Source organism: Rubrivivax gelatinosus IL144 (assembly GCF_000284255.1).
In the GTDB taxonomy this organism is placed as follows: domain Bacteria; phylum Pseudomonadota; class Gammaproteobacteria; order Burkholderiales; family Burkholderiaceae_C; genus Rubrivivax; species Rubrivivax gelatinosus_A.
Genome location: NC_017075.1, coordinates 2,253,928 through 2,271,644 on the forward strand (window position 1 = coordinate 2,253,928; position 17,717 = coordinate 2,271,644).

Consider the following 17,717-nt stretch of genomic DNA (forward strand, 5'->3'; position numbering starts at 1 on the left):
ACGAGCCCCGGGGCTCATGCGCGCTGGATGCGCCCGGCCAGCGCCTGCCAGACCGGCGTCAGCCGTCCGGGCAGGTCGGGCAGGGCACCGAGGTCGACGCGGCTCTCGTCGGGCGAATGGAAGTCGCTGCCGCGCGAGGCGAGCAGCTCGAACTCGAGCGCGGTGTCGGCGTACTGCAGCTGCTCGGCCACGGTGTGGCTGCCGGTGACGACCTCGACGGCCTGCCCGCCGTGGGCGACGAACTCGCTGAACAGCGCGTACTCGGCGGTCGGCGAGAAGCGGTAGCGCGCCGGGTGCGCGATGACGGCCACGCCGCCGGCGCCGGTGATCCAGCGCACCGCGTCGCCCAGCCCCGCCCAGTGGTGCGGCACGTGGCCGGGCTTGCCGGCGGCCAGGTAGTGGCGGAAGACCTCGTGCGTCTCGGCGAAGTAACCGGCTTCGACCAGCCAGCGCGCGAAGTGGGTGCGCGAGATCAGCTCGGGGTTGCCGACGTAGCGCAGCGCGCCCTCGAAGGCGCCGCGGATGCCGACCGCGGCCAGCGCCTGGCTCATGCGTTCGGCACGTTCGCGCCGTCCCGAGCGGATGGCCTGCAGCCCGGCGACGAGCGCCTCGTCCTCGGGGTCGACGCCCAGGCCGACGATGTGCACCGACTCGCCGGCGAAGGTCACCGAGATCTCGCAGCCGGCGAGAAAGCCCATGCCGAGATCCAGCGCCGCTTCGCGGGCGCGGGCGACGCCGCCCAGTTCGTCGTGGTCGGTCAGCGCCCAGAGTTCGACGCCTTGCGCGTGGGCGCGCGTGGCGAGGGCTTCGGGACTCAGCGTGCCGTCGGAGACGTCGGAATGCGAGTGGAGGTCGGCGTTGATCAGCTGCACCGCCCGGGATTCTAGGAAGCGGGGCGCGGGTTCACCGCGCCAGGGTCATCGTGCGCCCGCAGCGTGCCGCCAGCGACTCGTCGTGGGTGACGACGACGAAGGCCGTGCCCTGCTCGCGCGACAGGCCCAGCATCAGATCGAAGACGGCGCCGGCGGTGCCGCGGTCGAGGTTGCCGGTGGGCTCGTCGGCGAGCACGCAGGCCGGGCGCGTGACCAGCGCCCGCGCGATCGCGACGCGCTGGCGCTCGCCGCCGGACAGCTGCGCCGGGTGGTGCGCCACGCGTGCGGCCAGGCCGACGGCGGCCAGCATGCGCTCGGCGGCCTCGCGCGCGGCCTCGGGGCTCTCGCGGCGGATGCGCAGCGGCATCGCCACGTTGTCCAGCGCGCTGAACTCGGGCAGCAGGTGGTGGAACTGGTAGACGAAGCCCAGGTGCCGGTTGCGCCAGCGGCCCTGTTCGGCGGCGTCCATCGTCGCGAAGTCGCGGCCCATCAGCGTCACGCGGCCGGACGTCGGCCGGTCCAGTCCGCCCAGCAGGTGCAGCAGCGTGCTCTTGCCCGAGCCCGAGGCGCCGACGACGGCCAGCGTCTCGCCGCGGCGCACGTGCAGGCTGACGCCGCGCAGCACCGTGACGTCGAGATCGCCTTCCTGGAAACGCTTGTGCAGCTCGACCGCGTCGAGCACGCGGTCCGGATCGTGTTCACTCATAACGCAGCGCCTCGGCCGGGTTCACGCGGCTGGCACGCCAGCTCGGGTACAGCGTGGCGACGAAGGACAGCAGCAGCGAGACGACGGCGATCGGCACGATGTCGGCCATCATCGGTTCGCTGGGCATGCGGCTGATCAGGTAGATGCTGCCGGGCAGGAAGGCCACGCCCAGCAGGCGTTCGAGCGCCGGCACGATGACGTCGATGTTGAAGGCCACCAGCAGGCCCAGCGCGACGCCGCTCAAGGTGCCGATGATCCCGGCCGTCGCGCCCTGGACGATGAAGATGCCCATGATCGAGCGCGGGCTGGCGCCCAGCGTGCGCAGGATGGCGATGTCGGCGCGTTTGTCGGTCACCGTCATCACCAGCGTCGACACGAGGTTGAACGCGGCGACGGCGACGATCAGCGTCAGGATGATGGCCATCATGCGCTTCTCGACCTGCACCGCATCGAACCAGTTGCGGTTGGTCTGCGTCCAGTCGCGCACGATCACCGACGGGCCCAGCGCCTGAGCCAGTTCGTCGCCGACGCGGCGCGCCTGGTGCACGTCGGCCAGCTTCAGCTGCACGCCGGTCGGGCCGCCGGTCTGGAACAGGCGCGCGGCGTCGTCCATCGCGATCAGCACCAGGCCGCTGTCGTACTCGTAGTGCCCGGCCTGGAAGGTGCCGGTGACGGTGAACTGCTTGAGCCGCGGCACGACGCCGGCCGGCGTGAACTGGCCACCCGGCGCGGCGATCGTGATCGTGTCGCCGACTCGCACGCCCAGCAGCCGCGCGAGCTCGGCGCCGATCACCGCGTGCCACTGGCCGGGCTGCAGCGCCGCCAGTTCGCGGTCGCGCAGCTGGTGCGCCAGGTCGGTGACCTCGGCTTCGGCCGCCGGATCGATGCCGCGCACGACCGCGCCTCGCAGCACGTCGCCGCGGCCGACCAGGGTCTGCGCGGCGACGAAGGGCGCGGCGCCGACGACCTGCGGGTTGGTGCGTGCCGCCGCCACCGTGGCCTGCCAGTCGGGCAGGGCGCCGCCGCCGGCGTCGTGGATCTCGACGGCCGAGATCACGCTCAGCATGCGGTCGCGCACTTCCTTCTGGAAACCGTTCATCACGCTGAGCACGATGATCAGCGCGGCCACGCCGAGCGTGATGCCGAGCACCGAGATCGCGGAGATGAACGAGATGAAGCCGTTGCGTCGGCCGGCCCGTCCGGCGCGCGTGTAGCGCCAGCCGACGTGCCACTCGTAAGGCAGGTTCATGGGGCCGGGATGCTAACCCGCCGGCCGCGGCCGACCCCGCGCGGCGCCGGATAATGCGCGCCGTGCACCTGATCGTTCCTTTCGCGGCGCCGCTGTCGGACGCCGGTCGCGCCGCGTTGCGCAGCCTGGAGCTGCCGCGGCTGCGCGAACTGCTCGCCCGCCTGCCGGCGCGCGTGCACGACGACGGCGTGGAGACCAGTTTCAGCCCGCCGCACGAACGTGCGCTGGCGCTCGCGCTCGGCTTCGCCGGCGGCGACGGCCAGTTGCCCTGGGCCGCCTGGCATGCCGCGCAGGACGGCGCCACCGACCTCGGCGACCTCGCCTGGGGCGAGCTGACGCCGGCCCACTGGCGCCTGGGCACCGAGCAGGTCAGCTTCCTCGACCCCGAGTCGCTGGCGCTCGACGAGGCCGGCTCGCGCGCCTTCTTCGAGCTCGTCGCGCCGCTGTTCACCAGCGAAGGCTGTCTGCTGCGCTGGGCGGCACCGCTGCGCTGGTACCTGGCCCACGAGAGCCTGGCCGAGCTGCGCACGGCGTCGCCGGACCGCGTCATCGGCCGCCACGTCGACCCCTGGCTCACCGACCAGCCGGCGGTGCGCCTGGTGCGGCGGCTGCAGAACGAGGTCCAGATGCTGCTGTACACGCACCCGCTGAACGACAAACGCGAGGCGCGCGGCCTGCCGACCGTCAACTCCTTCTGGCTCAGCGGCTGCGGCCCGGCGCAGCCGGTGCGCGGCCGTGTGCCGACGGTCGACTACCGGCTGCGCAGCCCGGCGCTGAACGAAGACTGGGCCGGCTGGTGCCAGGCCTGGCGAACGCTGGACGCCGGCCCGATCACCGAGCTGCTGGCGGCCCGCGTGCGCGGCCAGGCGGTCAAGCTGACGCTGTGCGGCGAACGGTCCTCGGTGGCCTGCGAAGCCGGCGGCGCCTGGCAGTCGCTGCGCGCGCGCCTGGCGCGCCCGGCGCCGAACGAACTGCTGGAGACGCTGTGATCCTCCAGTCCCGCGACGTGCCGCCGCGTGCGGCCTTCGCGCTCGAACAGGCCGGCGTGCACCCGCTGCTGGCGCGGCTGCTGGCCGCACGCGGCGTGCGCGCCGCCGACGAGCTCGACACCCACCCGGCGCGCCTGCTGCGCCCCGACGCGCTGCGTGGCGCCGCCGAGGCCGGCCGGCTGCTGGCCGACACCATCGCCGGCGGCGGCCGCATCTGCGTCGTCGCCGATTACGACTGCGACGGCGCCACCGCCTGCGCCGTCGCGCTGCGCGGCCTGGCGATGCTGGGCGCGCGCCGCGAACACCTGCACTACGTCGTGCCCGACCGTGCGGTGCACGGCTATGGCCTGACGCCGGCCATCGTCGAGCTGGCGCGCGAAAAGCGCCCGGATCTGCTGGTCACCGTCGACAACGGCATCGCCAGCCTCGAAGGCGTGGCGCACGCGCGGGCGCTGGGCCTGGCAGTGCTGGTCACCGACCACCACCTGCCGGCGATGGACGCCTCGGGCGTCGTGCTGCCGGCGGCCGACGTCATCGTCAACCCGAACCAGCCCGGCTGCGGCTTCGACAGCAAGGCGCTGGCCGGCGTCGGCGTCGTCTTCTACGTGCTGCTGGCCGCGCGTGCCGAGCTGCGCGCGCGCGGGCGCTTCGACGCCGCGACGCAGCCGCGGCTGGAGTCGCTGCTCGACCTGGTGGCGCTGGGCACGGTGGCCGACGTCGTGCGCCTGGACGCCAACAACCGCCGCCTCGTCGGCCTGGGCCTGGCGCGCGTGCGTGCCGGGCGCATGCAGCCGGGCGTCGCGGCGCTGTTCGCCGTCGCCCGCCGGGCGCCCGAGCGGGCCGCGTCCTTCGACTTCGGCTTCGCGCTCGGGCCGCGCATCAACGCCGCCGGCCGCCTGGCCGACATGACGCTGGGCATCGAGTGCCTGCTGACCGACGACACGATGCGCGCCGCCGAACTGGCGGCGCAGCTCGACGCGATCAACCGCGAGCGCCGCGAGGTCGAGGCCGGCATGCGCGAGGCCGCCGAAGCGACGGTGCAGCGCTACGGCGACACCGACACGCCGCCGGCCGTCGCGCTCTTCGACCCCGGCTTCCACGAAGGCGTGGTCGGCATCGTCGCCGGCCGGCTCAAGGACCGGCTGCACCGGCCGACCTTCGCTTTCGCCTGCGGTGCCGACGGCGCGCTGAAGGGCTCCGGGCGATCCATTCCCGGCTTCCACCTGCGCGACGCGCTGGACCTGGTCGCCAAGCGCCACCCCGGGCTGCTGCTGCGTTTCGGCGGCCACGCGATGGCCGCCGGCTGCACGCTGGCCGCGGGTGGCTTCGAAACCTTCGAGCAGGCGCTGCGTGCCGTCGCCGGCGAATGGCTGGACGCGGCGACGCTGGAGCGCCGGCTGGCCGTCGACGGCCCGCTGGAGCCGCAGTGGTTCGACGCGCCGACGGTGGCGCTGCTCGACGCCCAGGTCTGGGGCCAGGGTTTCGAGGCGCCGGTGTTCTGCGACGAGGTGCAGGTCGTGCAGCAGCGCCTGGTCGGCGAGAAGCACACCAAGCTGCGCCTGCGCCACGGCAGCGCCGTGCGCGAGGCGATCTGGTTCGGCCACGCCGACCCGGTGCCCGAACGCCTGCGCCTGGCCTACCGCTTGTCGCTGGACGAGTGGAACGGCCAGCAGCGTGTGCAGATGGTGGTCGAAGCGGGGCTCGAAGCCACGGCCTGAGCGCCGCCGACGCAGCAGGGGATTGCGCCGGCCGCTGCGCGGCGAACAATGCCTTCCTTCCCCGGAAGGAGGCGACCATGCCCGCTGCGCTGCGCGACATGCCCGACGAAGGGCTGGAACTGGTGAAGAGCTTCGAGGGCATTCCCGACGGGGACCCGAGCACGGTCAACATCGACCCCTATCTCGACCCGGTCGGCATCTGGACCATCGGCTGGGGCCATGCCATCGCCGACAGCGCCGGGCGCTGGCTGCGCGGGCCGGCGGCGCGCGACCAGGCGCTGGCCGCCTATCCGGGCGGCATCACCCGGGCCCAGGCCGAGACCCTGCTGCGCGCCGACCTGCTCGACGCCTGCCGCGACGTGCAGCGCCTGGTGACGGTGCCCCTGACCGACGCGCAGTTCGGCGCGCTCGTCAGCTTCGCCTTCAACCTCGGTGCCGGCAGCCTGATGAAGTCCACGCTGCTCAAGCAGCTCAACGCCGGCGACGCCGCCGGCGCGGCCGAGCAGTTCCTGGTCTGGGACAAGGGCCGCGTCGACGGCGTGCTCAAGCCGCTGCCGGGGCTGACGCGCCGCCGTCGCGCCGAGCGTGCGCTGTTCCTCGGCGAGGACTGGCGCGCGGCCGGTGGCGTGCGCACCGTGCGCGGCGCGGTCGTGCTGCCGCTGGCCTCGCGTTCGATCGCGCGCCGTGCCGAAGCCGAGGAGCAAGCCCCGCCGGCGCGCAAACGCCCCGCGCGCGGCGCCGTGCTGGCGACGCAGGACCCGCTGCAGCTGCGCCTGCCGGCCGGCAAACCGCGGCGTGCCGCGGCCAAGCGGGCGAAGAAACGTTCGGAGCCGGCGCCGGCCTGAAGTCGCGGGGCGCGTCAGGCGACGCGCCCGAACCACCACAGCGACAGCCCCGAGGCCAGCAGCGCCAGCAGCGCGCCGACGCCGGCGAACAGCGCCGTGATCTCGGTCTCCTTGCGCTCGACGACCATGCGCGAGCCCAGGCTCTGGTAGACCTTCTTCAGGTCCTCGGCGGTGCCGGCGTAGAAGTACTCGCCCATCGTCATCTGGGCGATCTGCTTGAGCGTGTCCTCGTCCAGGCGCACGCGCATCGACCAGCCCTCGAAGCCGATGATCTCGCCCTTGGTCGTGCCGATGCCCACCGTGTAGACGCGGATGCCGCGGTCGGCGGCCATCTTCGCGGCGTCGATCGGGTCGGGGCCGGTGGTGCGCTGGCCGTCGGTCAGCAGGATCATCGCCGCCGAGCCGTAGGAGCCCACAGGCACCGGCGTGAAGTCGGTCTTCTTTTCCGGGTCGCCCAGCATGCGCGGCATCGCACGCTGGCCGGTCACCTGCTGGATGTCGATGCCGGCATTGGGGAAGATCGTCGCCAGCGACAGCACGATGCCGCTGCCGATCGCCGTGCCGCGCTGCAGCTGGAAGCGCTCGATGGCGGCCAGCACGTCGTCGCGGCTGGTCGTCGGCGCCTGCACGACGGCGGCGGTGCCGGCAAAGGACACGACGCCGACGCGCACCTCGCGCGGCAGCGACTCGACGAAGGCGCGCGCCGCCTCCTGCGCCGCGACCAGCCGGTTGGGCTTGACGTCCTCGGCGCGCATGCTGCCCGAGACGTCCATCGCCAGGATGATCGTGCGCTCGGCCATCGGCAGCGTCAGCGTCGCCGTCGGCCGCGCCAGCGCGAGCAGCAGCGCGGCCAGCGCCAGCGCCATCAGCGCCGGCGGCACATGGCGGCGCCAGCCCGGGCCGCGGCCCAGCGCCTGCTTGACGATCGCGACGCTGGCCAGGCGCACTGTCGCGCGGCGGCGCCGGCGCAGGATCCACAGGTACAGCAGCACCAGCACCGGCAGCAGGGCCAGCGCCGGCAGCATCTGCGGCCACAAAAAGCTCATCCCCCGGCCCCCAACGGTTCGGCACGTTCGCGCAGATGCGCCGGCAGCCGCGGCGAGGCCTTCAGCCGCGCGCGCTGGCGGCGCAGGTCGGCAAACCGCAGCAGCGCGTCGAGCAGGTCCTCGTCGGTGGCGAGTTCCAGCACGTCGACTCCCGACTCGGAGAGCGCGCCGCGCAGCTTCTCTTCCTCGGCGGCGGCGAGCGCGTCGTGGCGGGCGCGGAAATCGGGGTCGGCGGCGTCGACCAGCAGCTGCTCGCCGGTCTCGGCGTCCTCGACGGTCACCAGGCCGACGTCGGGCAGCGCCATCTCGGCCGGGTCGAGCACGCGCACCGCGACGACCTCATGACGCCGCGCCAGCCGGCCCAGCGCCGGCCCCCAGCCGGGCGTGCTGATGAAGTCGGAGACGACGAAGACCACCGAACGCCGGCGCAGGATGCCGCCGGCCGTGTCCAGCAGCTCGGCCAGCGTCGTCGGCGAGTTCCCGGGCACTGGTTTGTCGGACGCCTGCATGCGGCGCAGCAGCTCCAGCACGTGGCGGCGCGTCGCCGAAGGCGGCAGCACGTGTTCGACCTTGCGGCCGTAGAGCACCGCGCCGACGCGGTTGCCGTGGCGCGTGAAGACGCGCGCCAGCGCACCGACGAAGCCTTGCGAGACCTCGCGCTTGCTTCGCCCACGCGAGCCGAAGTCGACGCTGGGCGACAGGTCGAGCAGGAACCAGGCGGACAGGTCGCGGTCCTCGACGAACTGGCGCACGTAGGGCTGCTGCAGCCGCGCGGTGACGTTCCAGTCGATGTGGCGCACGTCGTCGAAGAGCTGGTATTCGCGCAGGTCGGCGAGGTCGACGCCGGTGCCGCGCAGCAGCGTGCGCCAGTCGCCCTGCAGCACGCCGTCCAGGCGGCGCAGCACCGTCCACTCCAGGCGGCGCAGCAGGTCCTCGGCCGACTCAGGCACCGACGCTCCCGTCGAAACGCCCCCCGGCCAGCGGCTTGTCGGGCGGGGCGATCTTCTTCATCACGCGCTGCACGATGGCGTCGGCGCTCACGCCCTCGGCCAGCGCCTCGTAGCTCAGCACCAGGCGGTGGCGCATCACGTCGGCCACCATGCCGGCCACGTCCTCGGGCAGGGCGTAGCGCCGGCCGGCCAGCAGCGCCAGCGCGCGGGCGCCTTCGATCATGCCGATCGTCGCGCGCGGGCTGGCGCCGTAGGTGATCAGCCGGCCGAGGTCGGCGAGGTCGTGGCGCGCCGGCGTGCGCGTCGCCGAGACCAGCTTCACCGCGTACTGGATCAGCGCCGGGTCGACGTAGACCTCGCGGCACTGGCGCTGCAGCGCGGCCAGCGCGAAGGTGTCGGCCACCGGGTCGATCTCGACGGCCGGGCCGGTGACGCGCTGGGCGATGACGAATTCCTCTTCCTCGCTCGGGTAGTCGACCAGCACCTTCATCATGAAGCGGTCGACCTGGGCCTCGGGCAGCGGGTAGGTGCCTTCGGTCTCGATCGGGTTCTGCGTCGCCATCACGACGAAGGGCTCGGGCACGCGGTGGGTCTCGCCGGCGATCGTCACCTGGCGTTCCTGCATCACCTCCAGCAGCGCGCTCTGCACCTTGGCCGGCGCGCGGTTGATCTCGTCGGCCAAGAGCAGGTTGGCGAACACCGGGCCCAGCGAGGTCGAGAACTCGCCGGTCTTCTGGTTGTAGATGCGCGTGCCGACGAGGTCCGAGGGCACGAGGTCGGGCGTGAACTGGATGCGCTTGAAGCTGCCGCGGATCGCACGCGCCAGCGTCTTGACGGTCAGCGTCTTGGCCAGGCCGGGCACGCCTTCGACGAGCAGGTGACCCTGCGCGAGCAGGGCCACGAGCACCCGCTCGAGGAAACGGTCCTGGCCGACGACGACCCGCTTGACCTCGTAGAGCAGGCGCTCCATCAGCGCCGGGGTGGTATCGCTCTCGGGTGGTGTCACTGGGCTCTCCGTGGATCGCCGCTCAGAACGGCGGCATGCCGGCGGCGGCCGCGGCATTCTCGATCGGCACGGCAAAGCCGATGCCGACGAAGGTGCGCTCCTCCGACGGGTTCAGGATGGCGGTGACGATGCCGACGACCTGGCCGTCCATCGTCACCAAGGGGCCGCCCGAGTTGCCGGGGTTGGCGGCGGCGTCGAACTGGATCAGGTTGGTCAGCGTGCGTTTGCCCGTCTCGGAGCGGAACTCGCGGTTGAGCCCCGAGACGATGCCGTAGCTCACCGACGGGCCGATGCCGAACGGGTGGCCGACGGCGATGACGTGGTCGCCCGGGCGCAGGTCGGCCGTGCTGCGCATCGTGGCGGCGACCAGGTCGTCGGGAATTCGGTCGGCACGCAGCACGGCCAAGTCGTTCTCGGTCTGCACGCCGACCAGGCGCGCCGGCGACTCGGTGCCGTCGGCGAAGGTCACGCGCAGCTTGTTCGCGCCCCAGACGACGTGCAGATTGGTCAGGATGGTGCCGTTGTCGATGACGACGACGCCGGTGCCCAGGCTGCGCTGCATCGCGCGTTCGGCGTCGTCGGCCGGGTCGTGGCCTTCGGCGTGGCCTTCAGCGTGGCCGTCACCCAGGGCGACGACACGCACCACCGACGGCGCGATCGCCTCGTAGGCCTTGGCCGCGGCCGAGGGCAGGGGTTCCTTCTCCAGCGAGGCGCGCACCGCGGCGTCGATGTCGTCCTGGGTCAGCACGCGGGCGCCGTGGCCCAGCGGGCCGGCGGCCAGCAGCACCGCGACGGCGACGGCAGCGCCACCGGCGGCCCACCAGGCCTCGGCCGGCACACGGCGGCGGCGCGCACGCGCAGCGGGCGCCGCGGGAGCGGCGTCGACGGGGGGCGGCGCGGGCGGGGTGGCCTCGGCAGGCCGGCGCGAACGGCTGTAAAGCGGTGCCTTCTTCATCGTCGATGGCTCCTGCACCGGGAACCGCCGGAGACGGTAACACGTTCGGCCGACCGGCCGCATCCGCGCTTGGCGGCATCATCGCGCCATGTGGGTGGACACGCATTGCCATCTCGACGCCGCGGAATTCGCCGCCGACCGCGACGCGGTCGTCGCTCGGGCGCGCGCCGCGGGCGTCGTGCTGCAGGTGATTCCGGCGGTCGAGGCGGCCAACTTCGATGCCGTGCGCGAACTCGCGCAGCGCCACGGCCTGGCCTATGCGCTGGGCATCCATCCGCTGTACGTCGGCCGCGCCGCCGACGAGGATCTGGAGCGCCTGGCCGACGAACTGCGCCGCCGCCGCGACGACCCGCGCCTGGTGGCCGTCGGCGAGATCGGCCTGGACCTTTTCGTCGCCGGCCTGGACCTGGAACGCCAGCGCCGCTTCTACCTCGCCCAGCTGGCGCTGGCGCGCGACGCCGGGCTGCCGGTGATCCTGCACGTGCGGCGTTCGGCCGACCTGCTGCTGCACGGGTTGCGCCGCGTCGACGTGCCGGGCGGCATCGCGCACGCCTTCAACGGCAGCGACGCCCAGGCGGCGCAGTTCGCCGCGCTCGGGCTGCGCCTGGGCTTCGGCGGCGCGATGAGCTTCGAGCGTGCGCTGCAGATCCGCCGCCTGGCCGCGGTGCTGCCCGAGCACGTGCCGGTGCTGGAGACCGATGCCCCGGACATCCCGCCGCAATGGCTGTACCGCAGCGCCGCCGAGCGTGCCGCCGGCGCCCGGCCGGGGCGCAACGAACCGGCCGAGTTGCCGCGCATCGCCGGCACCCTGGCCGGGCTCCGGGGCTGGACGCCCGAGCACACCGCCGCGGTGACCACCGCCAACGCCTTCGCCGCGCTGCCGCGCCTGGCGGCGCTGAAGGCCGGCCCGTCGTCATGAGCGAGCGCCTCGTCGGCCTGGCGCCGGTGGCCGACGCCCGCACCCGCCTCGTCGTGCTCGGCAGCTTTCCCAGCGTCGCCTCGCTGGGCGCCGGGCAGTACTACGCCCATCCGCGCAACCAGTTCTGGCCCATCCTGTCGGCGCTCTGGGGACTGGACCTGCGCGCCATGCCGTACCCCGAGCGGCTGCAGGAGGTGCTGCGCCACGGCCTGGGCATCTGGGACGTCTACGCCGCCTGCCGCCGCGAAGGCAGCCTGGACACGGCGATCGAGGACGCCGAGCTCAACGACTTCGCCGCGCTGCGCCGCCTGGCGCCGGCGCTGCACGCGGTGGCGCACAACGGCGGCGAGTCGGCGCGCGCGATGAAGCGTTTGCGTGCGCTGGGCTTCGAGACGCTGCGCCTGCCGTCGACCAGCCCGGCCAACGCCAGCTGGAGCTTCGAGCGCAAGCTCGCCGCCTGGCGCGAGGTGTTCGTGGCCCACGGCCTGGCTTGACCGCATCGGCGGGGCCTGCGGCGCCGCACGGTCACAATGCGGCGGCACGAGCAAGAGCAGGGGGATCGCGGGAGATGTCACGAGGGTGGACGCGCTGGTGGGCAGCGCTGACGGCGGGCCTGCTGGCCGCCGGGGCGGTCGCGGCAGCGCCGAAGACCGCCGGCTACGAGATCGGCCGCGAGCCGGCCTGGGTGCAACCGATGTCGGCCAACGGCCTGGACGCCGGGCTGCCGGCGGCGCCGCTGCAAGTCCTGCTGGTCGACGAGCAGACGCGGCTGCCGGCCGGGCGCGGGCCCAGCGAACGCTACCGCCACGTCGTGCGCCTGGTGCGCGACGGCAGCGGGCTGGAGCCCGCCTCGCAGATCAGCATCGACTTCGACCCGAGCTACGAGCGCCTGACGCTGCACCGGCTCGAAGTGCGCCGCGGCAGCACGCGCATCAACAAGCTCGACGCGCGCCGCGTGCGCCTGCTCGAACGCGAGACCGGGCTCGAGCAGCAGCGCCTGGACGGCCGGCGCACGGCCTCGATCGTGCTCGACGACGTGCGTGTCGGCGACCGCATCGAGTTCGCCTACACGCTGGTCGGCGACAACCCGGTGTTCGACGGCCGCTTCGTGCAGGTCGGATGGACGCGCCACGGCCTGGGGCCGACCGGGCTGTTCCGCTACCGCCTGCTGGTGCCGGCGCAGCGCAGCATCCAGCACCGTGCCGGCGCTGCCGAGGTCGCCGACGGAGGCCGCAGTGCCGACGGCCTGAAGATCACCGAGTTCCGCCGCCGTGCGGTGCCCAAGTTCGTCGAAGACCCGTACGCGCCGGCCGAGAGCTGGCTGGGCGACATGCTGCAGCTCAGCGAGTTCGCCGACTGGGGCGAGGTCGCGCGCTGGGCCGAGACCTTGTTCGAGCCCGCGCTGCGGCCTTCGGCCGAGGTCACGGCGCAGGCCGAGGCGCTGCGTGGCGCCGGCCGCGACGCCCAGCTGCTGGCGCTGCTGGACTTCGTGCAGACCCAGGTGCGCTACTTCGGCACCGAGATCGGCGCCAGCTCGCACCGCCCGGCCGCCGCCGCGCAGACGCTGGCGCAGCGCTATGGCGACTGCAAGGACAAGGTGGCGCTGCTCGGCGCGCTGGCGCGTGCCGCTGGCGTGCGCGCGACGCCGGTGCTGGTGTCGAACTCGATGCGCCGCGACGTCGTCGGCATGCTGCCCAGCCCGCTGGCCTTCGACCACGTCGTCGCCGAGCTGCAGCCCGAAGGCCGCAGCCTGCTCGTCGACCCGACGCGGTCGATGCAGACCGGGCCGCTGGACGAACGCATCGCGCGCGGCCTGGGCTGGGGTCTGCCGGCGCGCGCCGACGCCACGGCGCTGGTCGAGCTGCCCGGCCACGCGGGCCAGCTGCAGGCCGAGGGCCAGGACGTGCTGCGTTTCGGCTCGCTGGCGAAGCCGGCGGCCTTCGAGTCGGTGCAGACCTTCTACGGCGACATCGCCGAGGCGCTGCGCGCCCAGCGTGCGGCGCGCGGCGCCGACGAGTTCGAGCGCGACCTGCGTGCCGACCACCTGCGCCAGTACCCGGGCCTGACGGCCGACGGCGCGCTGGAGATGGCCGACGTGCCGGGCCGCAACGCGGTGCGCCTGGTGCAGCGCTACACGCTGGCGCCGCCCTGGCGCTTCCCCGAACAGCGTGTCTTCGTCGCCGATTACGGCCTGCCGCTCTTGATGTCGGTGCTGCGCCTGCCCGACGGCTCGGACCGCGCGCGCGGGCTGCGCCTGGCCAACCCCGGGCGCTACCGCCAGAGCGTCGAGTTCCACTTCGACGAACCGACCTTCGGCCGCACGAGCAGCTCGCGCGCCGAGGAGTCGGCCGCCGCCTTCCGCCTGCAGCTGCGCGCCGAGATGTCGCCGCAGGCGCAGCGCCTGGAAGCCGAGCTGGAGATGCTGCATGACCGCGTCGCCGCGGCCGACTTCGCGGCCTATCGCGAGCGTCTGCCACGCGTCTTCGCGCGCCTGTCGGGCGTGGTGCAGGTGCCGGCGGTGACGCCGGCGCAGGCCGAGACCATGCGCCAGCGCTACTCCGCGCTGGACGCCGACGTGCGCTCGGGCCGGCTGCGCATCGTCACCGAGATGCAGCGCGAGGCGCTCGGCCGCCGCGTGCTGCTGGACACCGTGCTCGGCGGCGACCGCCTCGCGCCGGCGCTGCGCGCGCAGACGCTGACCGAACGCGCGATGCTGCTCGACCACCTGGGCGAGGTCGACGCCGCGCGCGCCGATCTGCAGGCCTCGCTGGCGCTGGATCCCGAGTCGGCCGCCACGCACACCGCCGCGGCGGTCAACGCGCTGATCCGTGGTGCCTACGACGAGGTCGAGCAGCAGGCCGGCGAAGCGCTGCGCCGCGCGCCGTCGGACATGGAGGCGCTGCTGACGCGTGCGCGTGGCGCCTATCTGCGCGGCGACGGCGACGCGGCGCGCGCCGGCTTCGAGGCCGCGCTGAAGGACCGCTCGGTGCGCGACGAAGGCTACGCGCCGATCTGGCTGTACCTCGCGGTGCGCCGCACCGGCGGCGACGGCGGCGCCGCGCTGCGCCAGGTGGCGCCGGCCGGGCAGCGCGCCTGGCCGCACCCGGTGGCACGCTGGCTGGCCGGCGAGGCCAGCTTCGACGACGCGCTGGCCGCCACGCGCGACAGCGGCCGCGCCGACCCGGGGCGCGAATGCGAGCTGCAGTTCTTCGCCGGCCAGAAGGCGCTGCTCGACGGCGACCGCGCCGCCGCGCGCCGCCATTTCCGCCGCAGCGTCGACACCGGCGTGACCGAATTCATCGAGTACGGGATGTCCCGACTCGAACTCCAGCGCCTGGACGGCGCACGCTGATCCCCGATGTCCGAACACGATTTCTCATCCCTGCCCGAAGCCACGCTCAGCGAATCCGACGGCGTGCGTTACCTGCACCTGGGCTCGATCTGGGTGCAGGGCGCGATGCGCATCCGCAAGCCCCAGGTCGTCGAGCTGGAGTACGTGCAGCGCATGCTCGCCAGCCTGCTGTGGCTGCCCAGCGAGGCCGTCGGCCAGGGCCGCGCGCTGCAGCTCGGGCTGGGCGCGGCGGCGATCACGCGCTTCACGCACAAGGCGCTGCGCATGCCGACGACGGTGGTCGAGCTCAACCCGCAGGTCGTCGCCGTCTGCCGCAACTGGTTCCACCTGCCGGCCGAGGCCGACGTCGTCGTCGCCGATGCCGGGCGCTGGCTGCGCGAGCAGGCCGAGCCGCAGAGCGTGCAGCTGCTGCACGTCGATCTCTACGACCACGAGGCCGCTGCGCCGGTGCTCGACGACGAAGACTTCTACGCCGGCTGCCGCGCGGTGCTGGAGGACGGCGGGCTGATGAGCGTGAACCTCTTCGGCCGCGACGCCAGCTTCGAGCGCAGCATCGCGCGCATCGCCGCGGTCTTCGGCGCCGACCAGGTCTGGAGCCTCAGGCCGACGAAGGAGGGCAACACCGTCGTCGTCGCCGGCCGTCACGTCGAGATGCCGGCGCGCAACGTGCTCAACGAACGCGCCGCTACGATCGAAGCCCGCTTCGGCGCCTACGGGCTGCCGGCGCGCAAGTGGCTGCGCATGCTCCGGCCTTATGCCGGGCCGCAACCCGCACGAGAGGCATGATGAACCGCAAGACCGCGCGTGGACGGCTCGACTGGCGAGAACTGCTCGACTGGCTGCGCGAGGACGGCTGGATCGCCCCGGCCGACGCCGAACGTGTGGTGCGGCGCTTCGGCGCCGGCGCTTCGAGCCTGCACGCGCTGGTGCGCCTGGGCGGCGCCGGCCTGGTGCGCGCGGGCAGCGGCGAGGCGCTGGACACCGAGGCGCTGACCGCCTGGCTGGCCGGCCGCGCCGGCATGCCCTATCTGCGCATCGACCCGCTGCGCGTGGACGTCGGCCGCGTCGCCGAGGTGATGAGCGTGCACTACGCCGAGAGCCGGCGTGCGCTGCCGGTGGCGGTCTCGCCGACCGAGGTGACGGTGGCCACCGCCGAGCCCTTCGACGTCGCCTGGGTACCCGAGATCGAGGCCCACACCCGGCGCACGCTGCGGCTGGTGGTCGCCAACCCCGAGGACGTGCGCCGCTACACGACCGAGTTCTACGCCCTGGCCAAGTCGGTGAGGGCGGCGCAGAAGAGCGGCGAGGTCTCGGCCGTGGCCAGCTTCGAGCAGCTGGTCGAGCTCGGCCGCGCCAAGGGCACGCTGGACGCCAACGACCAGGGCGTGGTGCAGGTCGTCGACTGGCTCTGGCAGTACGCCTTCGATCAGCGCGCCAGCGACATCCACCTCGAGCCGCGGCGCGACATGGGCGCGATCCGCTTTCGCATCGACGGCGTGCTGCACACCGTCTACCAGGTGCCGCTGACGGTGATGAGCGCGATGGTCGCGCGCATCAAGCTGCTCGGCCGCATGGACGTCGTCGAGCGCCGCCGGCCGCTGGACGGGCGCATCAAGACCGTGCGCCCCGACGCCGGCGGCGAGGTCGAGATGCGGCTGTCGACGATGCCCACGGCTTTCGGCGAGAAGCTGGTGATGCGCATCTTCGACCCCGAGACCGTGGTCAAGGGCGTCGAGGCGCTGGGTTTCGGCGCTGCCGAGGCCAAGGCCTGGCAGGCGCTGACCGGGCGTGCGCACGGCATCATCCTCGTCACCGGCCCCACCGGCAGCGGCAAGACGACGACGCTGTACGCGACGCTCAAGTCGCTGGCCAACGAAGAAGTCAACGTCTGCACGATCGAGGACCCGATCGAGATGATCGAGCCGGCCTTCAACCAGACCCAGGTGCAGCCGGCGCTGGACATGGGCTTCGCCGAAGGCCTGCGCGCGCTGATGCGCCAGGACCCGGACATCATCATGGTCGGCGAGATCCGCGACCTGCAGACCGCCGAGATGGCGATCCAGGCGGCGCTGACCGGCCACCTCGTCTTCAGCACGCTGCACACCAACGACTCGGCCAGCGCGATCACGCGCCTGGCCGACCTGGGCGTGCCGCCGTACCTGATCTCGGCCACCGTCATCGGCGTGCTCGCCCAGCGCCTGACGCGCACGCTGTGCCCGGCCTGCAAGCAGCCCGACGAGGCGACGACGCGCGAGACGCTGGAGGCGATGGTCAAGCCCTGGCGGCTGTCGGGCGGCATCCGCGCCTACAAGCCGGTGGGCTGCCTGGAGTGCCGCCACACCGGCTACCGCGGCCGCGCCGGGCTCTACGAGCTGCTGACGATGGACGAGGCCGCGCGCTCGCACGTGCACCCGACGCTGGACGCCGACGCGCTGCGCCGCCAGGGCATCAAGGGCGGCATGCGCCCGCTGCGCCTGGCCGGCGCGATGAAGGTCGCCGAAGGGCTGACGACGATCGAGGAAGTGCTGCGCAGCACGCCCTCGCTGAGCTGAGCCCCGGCCGGCGGCGCCGGCTTACGTGATATCCACATCGGCGCGCCGAAGGCCGGCTGCCAGAATCCGCCACGCTTTGGCTGGAGGAGACAAGTCTTGAAAATCAAGAGCCAGAAAGATTTCTGGTCGGGCCTGATGTTCGTTGCCGTCGGGGCCGGTTTCGCCTGGGGCGCGCAGGAGTACAGCTTCGGCTCGGCGGCACGCCCCGGCCCGGGCTACTTCCCCTTCGGCCTGGGCATCCTGCTCGCGATCCTGGGCGCGATGGTGCTGTTCAAGTCGCTGACGCTGGCCACCGAGGACGGCGACCCGATCGGCCCCTGGGCCTTCAAGCCGCTGACGATCATCGTCGGCTCGGTCGTCGTCTTCGGCCTGGCCTTGCCGCACCTGGGCCTGTTCATCGCGCTGCCGCTGCTGGTCTTCATCGCGGCGGCGGCCGGCGACGAGTTCCACTGGAAGGACGCGCTGATCAACGCCATCGTGCTGACCGCCGGCAGCTGGGCCATCTTCATCAAGGGCCTCAGTCTGACCATCCCTCTGCTGCCTTCGTTCATCGGTTGA

At 73.2% G+C, this 17,717-nt stretch carries 16 protein-coding genes; 9 read left to right on the forward strand and 7 right to left on the reverse strand.

Annotated features, from left to right (window positions below; all coding sequences use genetic code 11):
- Positions 1-14 precede the first annotated feature (14 nt).
- Genes RGE_RS10515 through RGE_RS10525 form a run of 3 tightly spaced genes read right to left on the reverse strand, consistent with a single transcriptional unit; the run spans position 15 to position 2,827 of the window.
- Positions 15-872: a 3',5'-nucleoside bisphosphate phosphatase gene (locus tag RGE_RS10515; protein ID WP_014428359.1), complete on the reverse strand. Its 858-nt coding sequence runs from the start codon at positions 870-872 to the stop codon at positions 15-17.
- 31 nt (positions 873-903) lie between these two features.
- Positions 904-1,578, reverse strand: a complete 675-nt coding sequence (locus RGE_RS10520) for an ABC transporter ATP-binding protein (RefSeq protein WP_014428360.1) — start codon at positions 1,576-1,578, stop codon at positions 904-906.
- On the reverse strand, positions 1,571-2,827 hold the full coding sequence (locus RGE_RS10525) for a lipoprotein-releasing ABC transporter permease subunit (RefSeq protein ID WP_014428361.1): 1,257 nt from the start codon (positions 2,825-2,827) through the stop codon (positions 1,571-1,573). The genes RGE_RS10520 and RGE_RS10525 overlap by 8 nt, the downstream gene beginning before the upstream one ends.
- A 53-nt stretch (positions 2,828-2,880) precedes the next feature.
- Here RGE_RS10525 and RGE_RS10530 point away from each other — a divergent pair, with 53 nt between their 5' ends.
- The 3 genes from RGE_RS10530 to RGE_RS10540 all read left to right on the forward strand — a co-directional run bounded on the left by RGE_RS10530 (position 2,881) and on the right by RGE_RS10540 (position 6,379).
- Positions 2,881-3,816 carry a hypothetical protein gene (locus RGE_RS10530; RefSeq protein ID WP_014428362.1) on the forward strand — a complete coding sequence of 312 codons (936 nt, stop codon included), beginning with the start codon at positions 2,881-2,883 and terminating at the stop codon, positions 3,814-3,816.
- Entirely contained in the window at positions 3,813-5,534 is a 1,722-nt protein-coding gene (gene recJ, locus RGE_RS10535; RefSeq protein WP_014428363.1) for a single-stranded-DNA-specific exonuclease RecJ, read from the forward strand. The genes RGE_RS10530 and recJ overlap by 4 nt, the downstream gene beginning before the upstream one ends.
- A 77-nt stretch (positions 5,535-5,611) precedes the next feature.
- Complete coding sequence (locus RGE_RS10540; RefSeq protein WP_014428364.1) at positions 5,612-6,379, forward strand: lysozyme; 768 nt, start codon at positions 5,612-5,614, stop codon at positions 6,377-6,379.
- Between the two features lie 14 nt (positions 6,380-6,393).
- Here RGE_RS10540 and RGE_RS10545 read toward each other — a convergent pair whose 3' ends face one another.
- From RGE_RS10545 to RGE_RS10560, 4 genes are read right to left on the reverse strand one after another with little or no spacing between them, the layout of a single operon-like run.
- Positions 6,394-7,425, reverse strand: a complete 1,032-nt coding sequence (locus RGE_RS10545; RefSeq protein WP_043783992.1) for a VWA domain-containing protein — start codon at positions 7,423-7,425, stop codon at positions 6,394-6,396.
- Positions 7,422-8,375, reverse strand: a complete 954-nt coding sequence (locus RGE_RS10550; RefSeq protein ID WP_014428366.1) for a DUF58 domain-containing protein — start codon at positions 8,373-8,375, stop codon at positions 7,422-7,424. The genes RGE_RS10545 and RGE_RS10550 overlap by 4 nt, the downstream gene beginning before the upstream one ends.
- The gene (locus tag RGE_RS10555; RefSeq protein ID WP_148280321.1) at positions 8,368-9,345 is read right to left on the reverse strand and encodes an AAA family ATPase; all 978 of its coding nucleotides are present in this window, start codon (positions 9,343-9,345) and stop codon (positions 8,368-8,370) included. Before RGE_RS10555 ends, RGE_RS10550 begins: the two co-directional genes overlap by 8 nt.
- A gap of 58 nt (positions 9,346-9,403) precedes the next feature.
- Complete coding sequence (locus RGE_RS10560) at positions 9,404-10,336, reverse strand: S1C family serine protease (protein WP_014428368.1); 933 nt, start codon at positions 10,334-10,336, stop codon at positions 9,404-9,406.
- Between the two features lie 88 nt (positions 10,337-10,424).
- Here RGE_RS10560 and RGE_RS10565 point away from each other — a divergent pair, with 88 nt between their 5' ends.
- From RGE_RS10565 to RGE_RS10590, 6 genes are all read left to right on the forward strand, one after another.
- Positions 10,425-11,255 carry a TatD family hydrolase gene (locus RGE_RS10565; RefSeq protein ID WP_014428369.1) on the forward strand — a complete coding sequence of 277 codons (831 nt, stop codon included), beginning with the start codon at positions 10,425-10,427 and terminating at the stop codon, positions 11,253-11,255.
- Positions 11,252-11,749, forward strand: coding sequence for a DNA-deoxyinosine glycosylase (locus RGE_RS10570; protein WP_014428370.1), 498 nt, complete (start codon positions 11,252-11,254; stop codon positions 11,747-11,749). The genes RGE_RS10565 and RGE_RS10570 overlap by 4 nt, the downstream gene beginning before the upstream one ends.
- A 74-nt stretch (positions 11,750-11,823) precedes the next feature.
- Positions 11,824-14,607, forward strand: a complete 2,784-nt coding sequence (locus RGE_RS10575; RefSeq protein ID WP_014428371.1) for a DUF3857 domain-containing protein — start codon at positions 11,824-11,826, stop codon at positions 14,605-14,607.
- 6 nt (positions 14,608-14,613) lie between these two features.
- Positions 14,614-15,393, forward strand: coding sequence for a class I SAM-dependent methyltransferase (locus tag RGE_RS10580; RefSeq protein WP_014428372.1), 780 nt, complete (start codon positions 14,614-14,616; stop codon positions 15,391-15,393).
- Positions 15,390-17,159 carry a GspE/PulE family protein gene (locus RGE_RS10585; protein WP_014428373.1) on the forward strand — a complete coding sequence of 590 codons (1,770 nt, stop codon included), beginning with the start codon at positions 15,390-15,392 and terminating at the stop codon, positions 17,157-17,159. Before RGE_RS10580 ends, RGE_RS10585 begins: the two co-directional genes overlap by 4 nt.
- A 96-nt stretch (positions 17,160-17,255) precedes the next feature.
- The gene (locus RGE_RS10590) at positions 17,256-17,717 is read left to right on the forward strand and encodes a tripartite tricarboxylate transporter TctB family protein (protein ID WP_014428374.1); all 462 of its coding nucleotides are present in this window, start codon (positions 17,256-17,258) and stop codon (positions 17,715-17,717) included.

Excerpts from the sequence above, each read along its gene's own strand:
- RGE_RS10520 (WP_014428360.1), bottom strand. The coding sequence starts at position 1,578 with ATGAGTGAACACGATCCGGACCGCGTGCTCGACGCGGTCGAGCTGCAC.
- RGE_RS10525 (WP_014428361.1), bottom strand. The coding sequence starts at position 2,827 with ATGAACCTGCCTTACGAGTGGCACGTCGGCTGGCGCTACACGCGCGCC.
- RGE_RS10530 (WP_014428362.1), top strand. The coding sequence starts at position 2,881 with ATGCGCGCCGTGCACCTGATCGTTCCTTTCGCGGCGCCGCTGTCGGAC.
- RGE_RS10540 (WP_014428364.1), top strand. The coding sequence starts at position 5,612 with ATGCCCGCTGCGCTGCGCGACATGCCCGACGAAGGGCTGGAACTGGTG.
- RGE_RS10545 (WP_043783992.1), bottom strand. The coding sequence starts at position 7,425 with ATGAGCTTTTTGTGGCCGCAGATGCTGCCGGCGCTGGCCCTGCTGCCG.
- RGE_RS10555 (WP_148280321.1), bottom strand. The coding sequence starts at position 9,345 with ATGGAGCGCCTGCTCTACGAGGTCAAGCGGGTCGTCGTCGGCCAGGAC.
- RGE_RS10560 (WP_014428368.1), bottom strand. The coding sequence starts at position 10,336 with ATGAAGAAGGCACCGCTTTACAGCCGTTCGCGCCGGCCTGCCGAGGCC.
- RGE_RS10565 (WP_014428369.1), top strand. The coding sequence starts at position 10,425 with ATGTGGGTGGACACGCATTGCCATCTCGACGCCGCGGAATTCGCCGCC.
- RGE_RS10570 (WP_014428370.1), top strand. The coding sequence starts at position 11,252 with ATGAGCGAGCGCCTCGTCGGCCTGGCGCCGGTGGCCGACGCCCGCACC.
- RGE_RS10575 (WP_014428371.1), top strand. The coding sequence starts at position 11,824 with ATGTCACGAGGGTGGACGCGCTGGTGGGCAGCGCTGACGGCGGGCCTG.
- RGE_RS10580 (WP_014428372.1), top strand. The coding sequence starts at position 14,614 with ATGTCCGAACACGATTTCTCATCCCTGCCCGAAGCCACGCTCAGCGAA.
- RGE_RS10585 (WP_014428373.1), top strand. The coding sequence starts at position 15,390 with ATGATGAACCGCAAGACCGCGCGTGGACGGCTCGACTGGCGAGAACTG.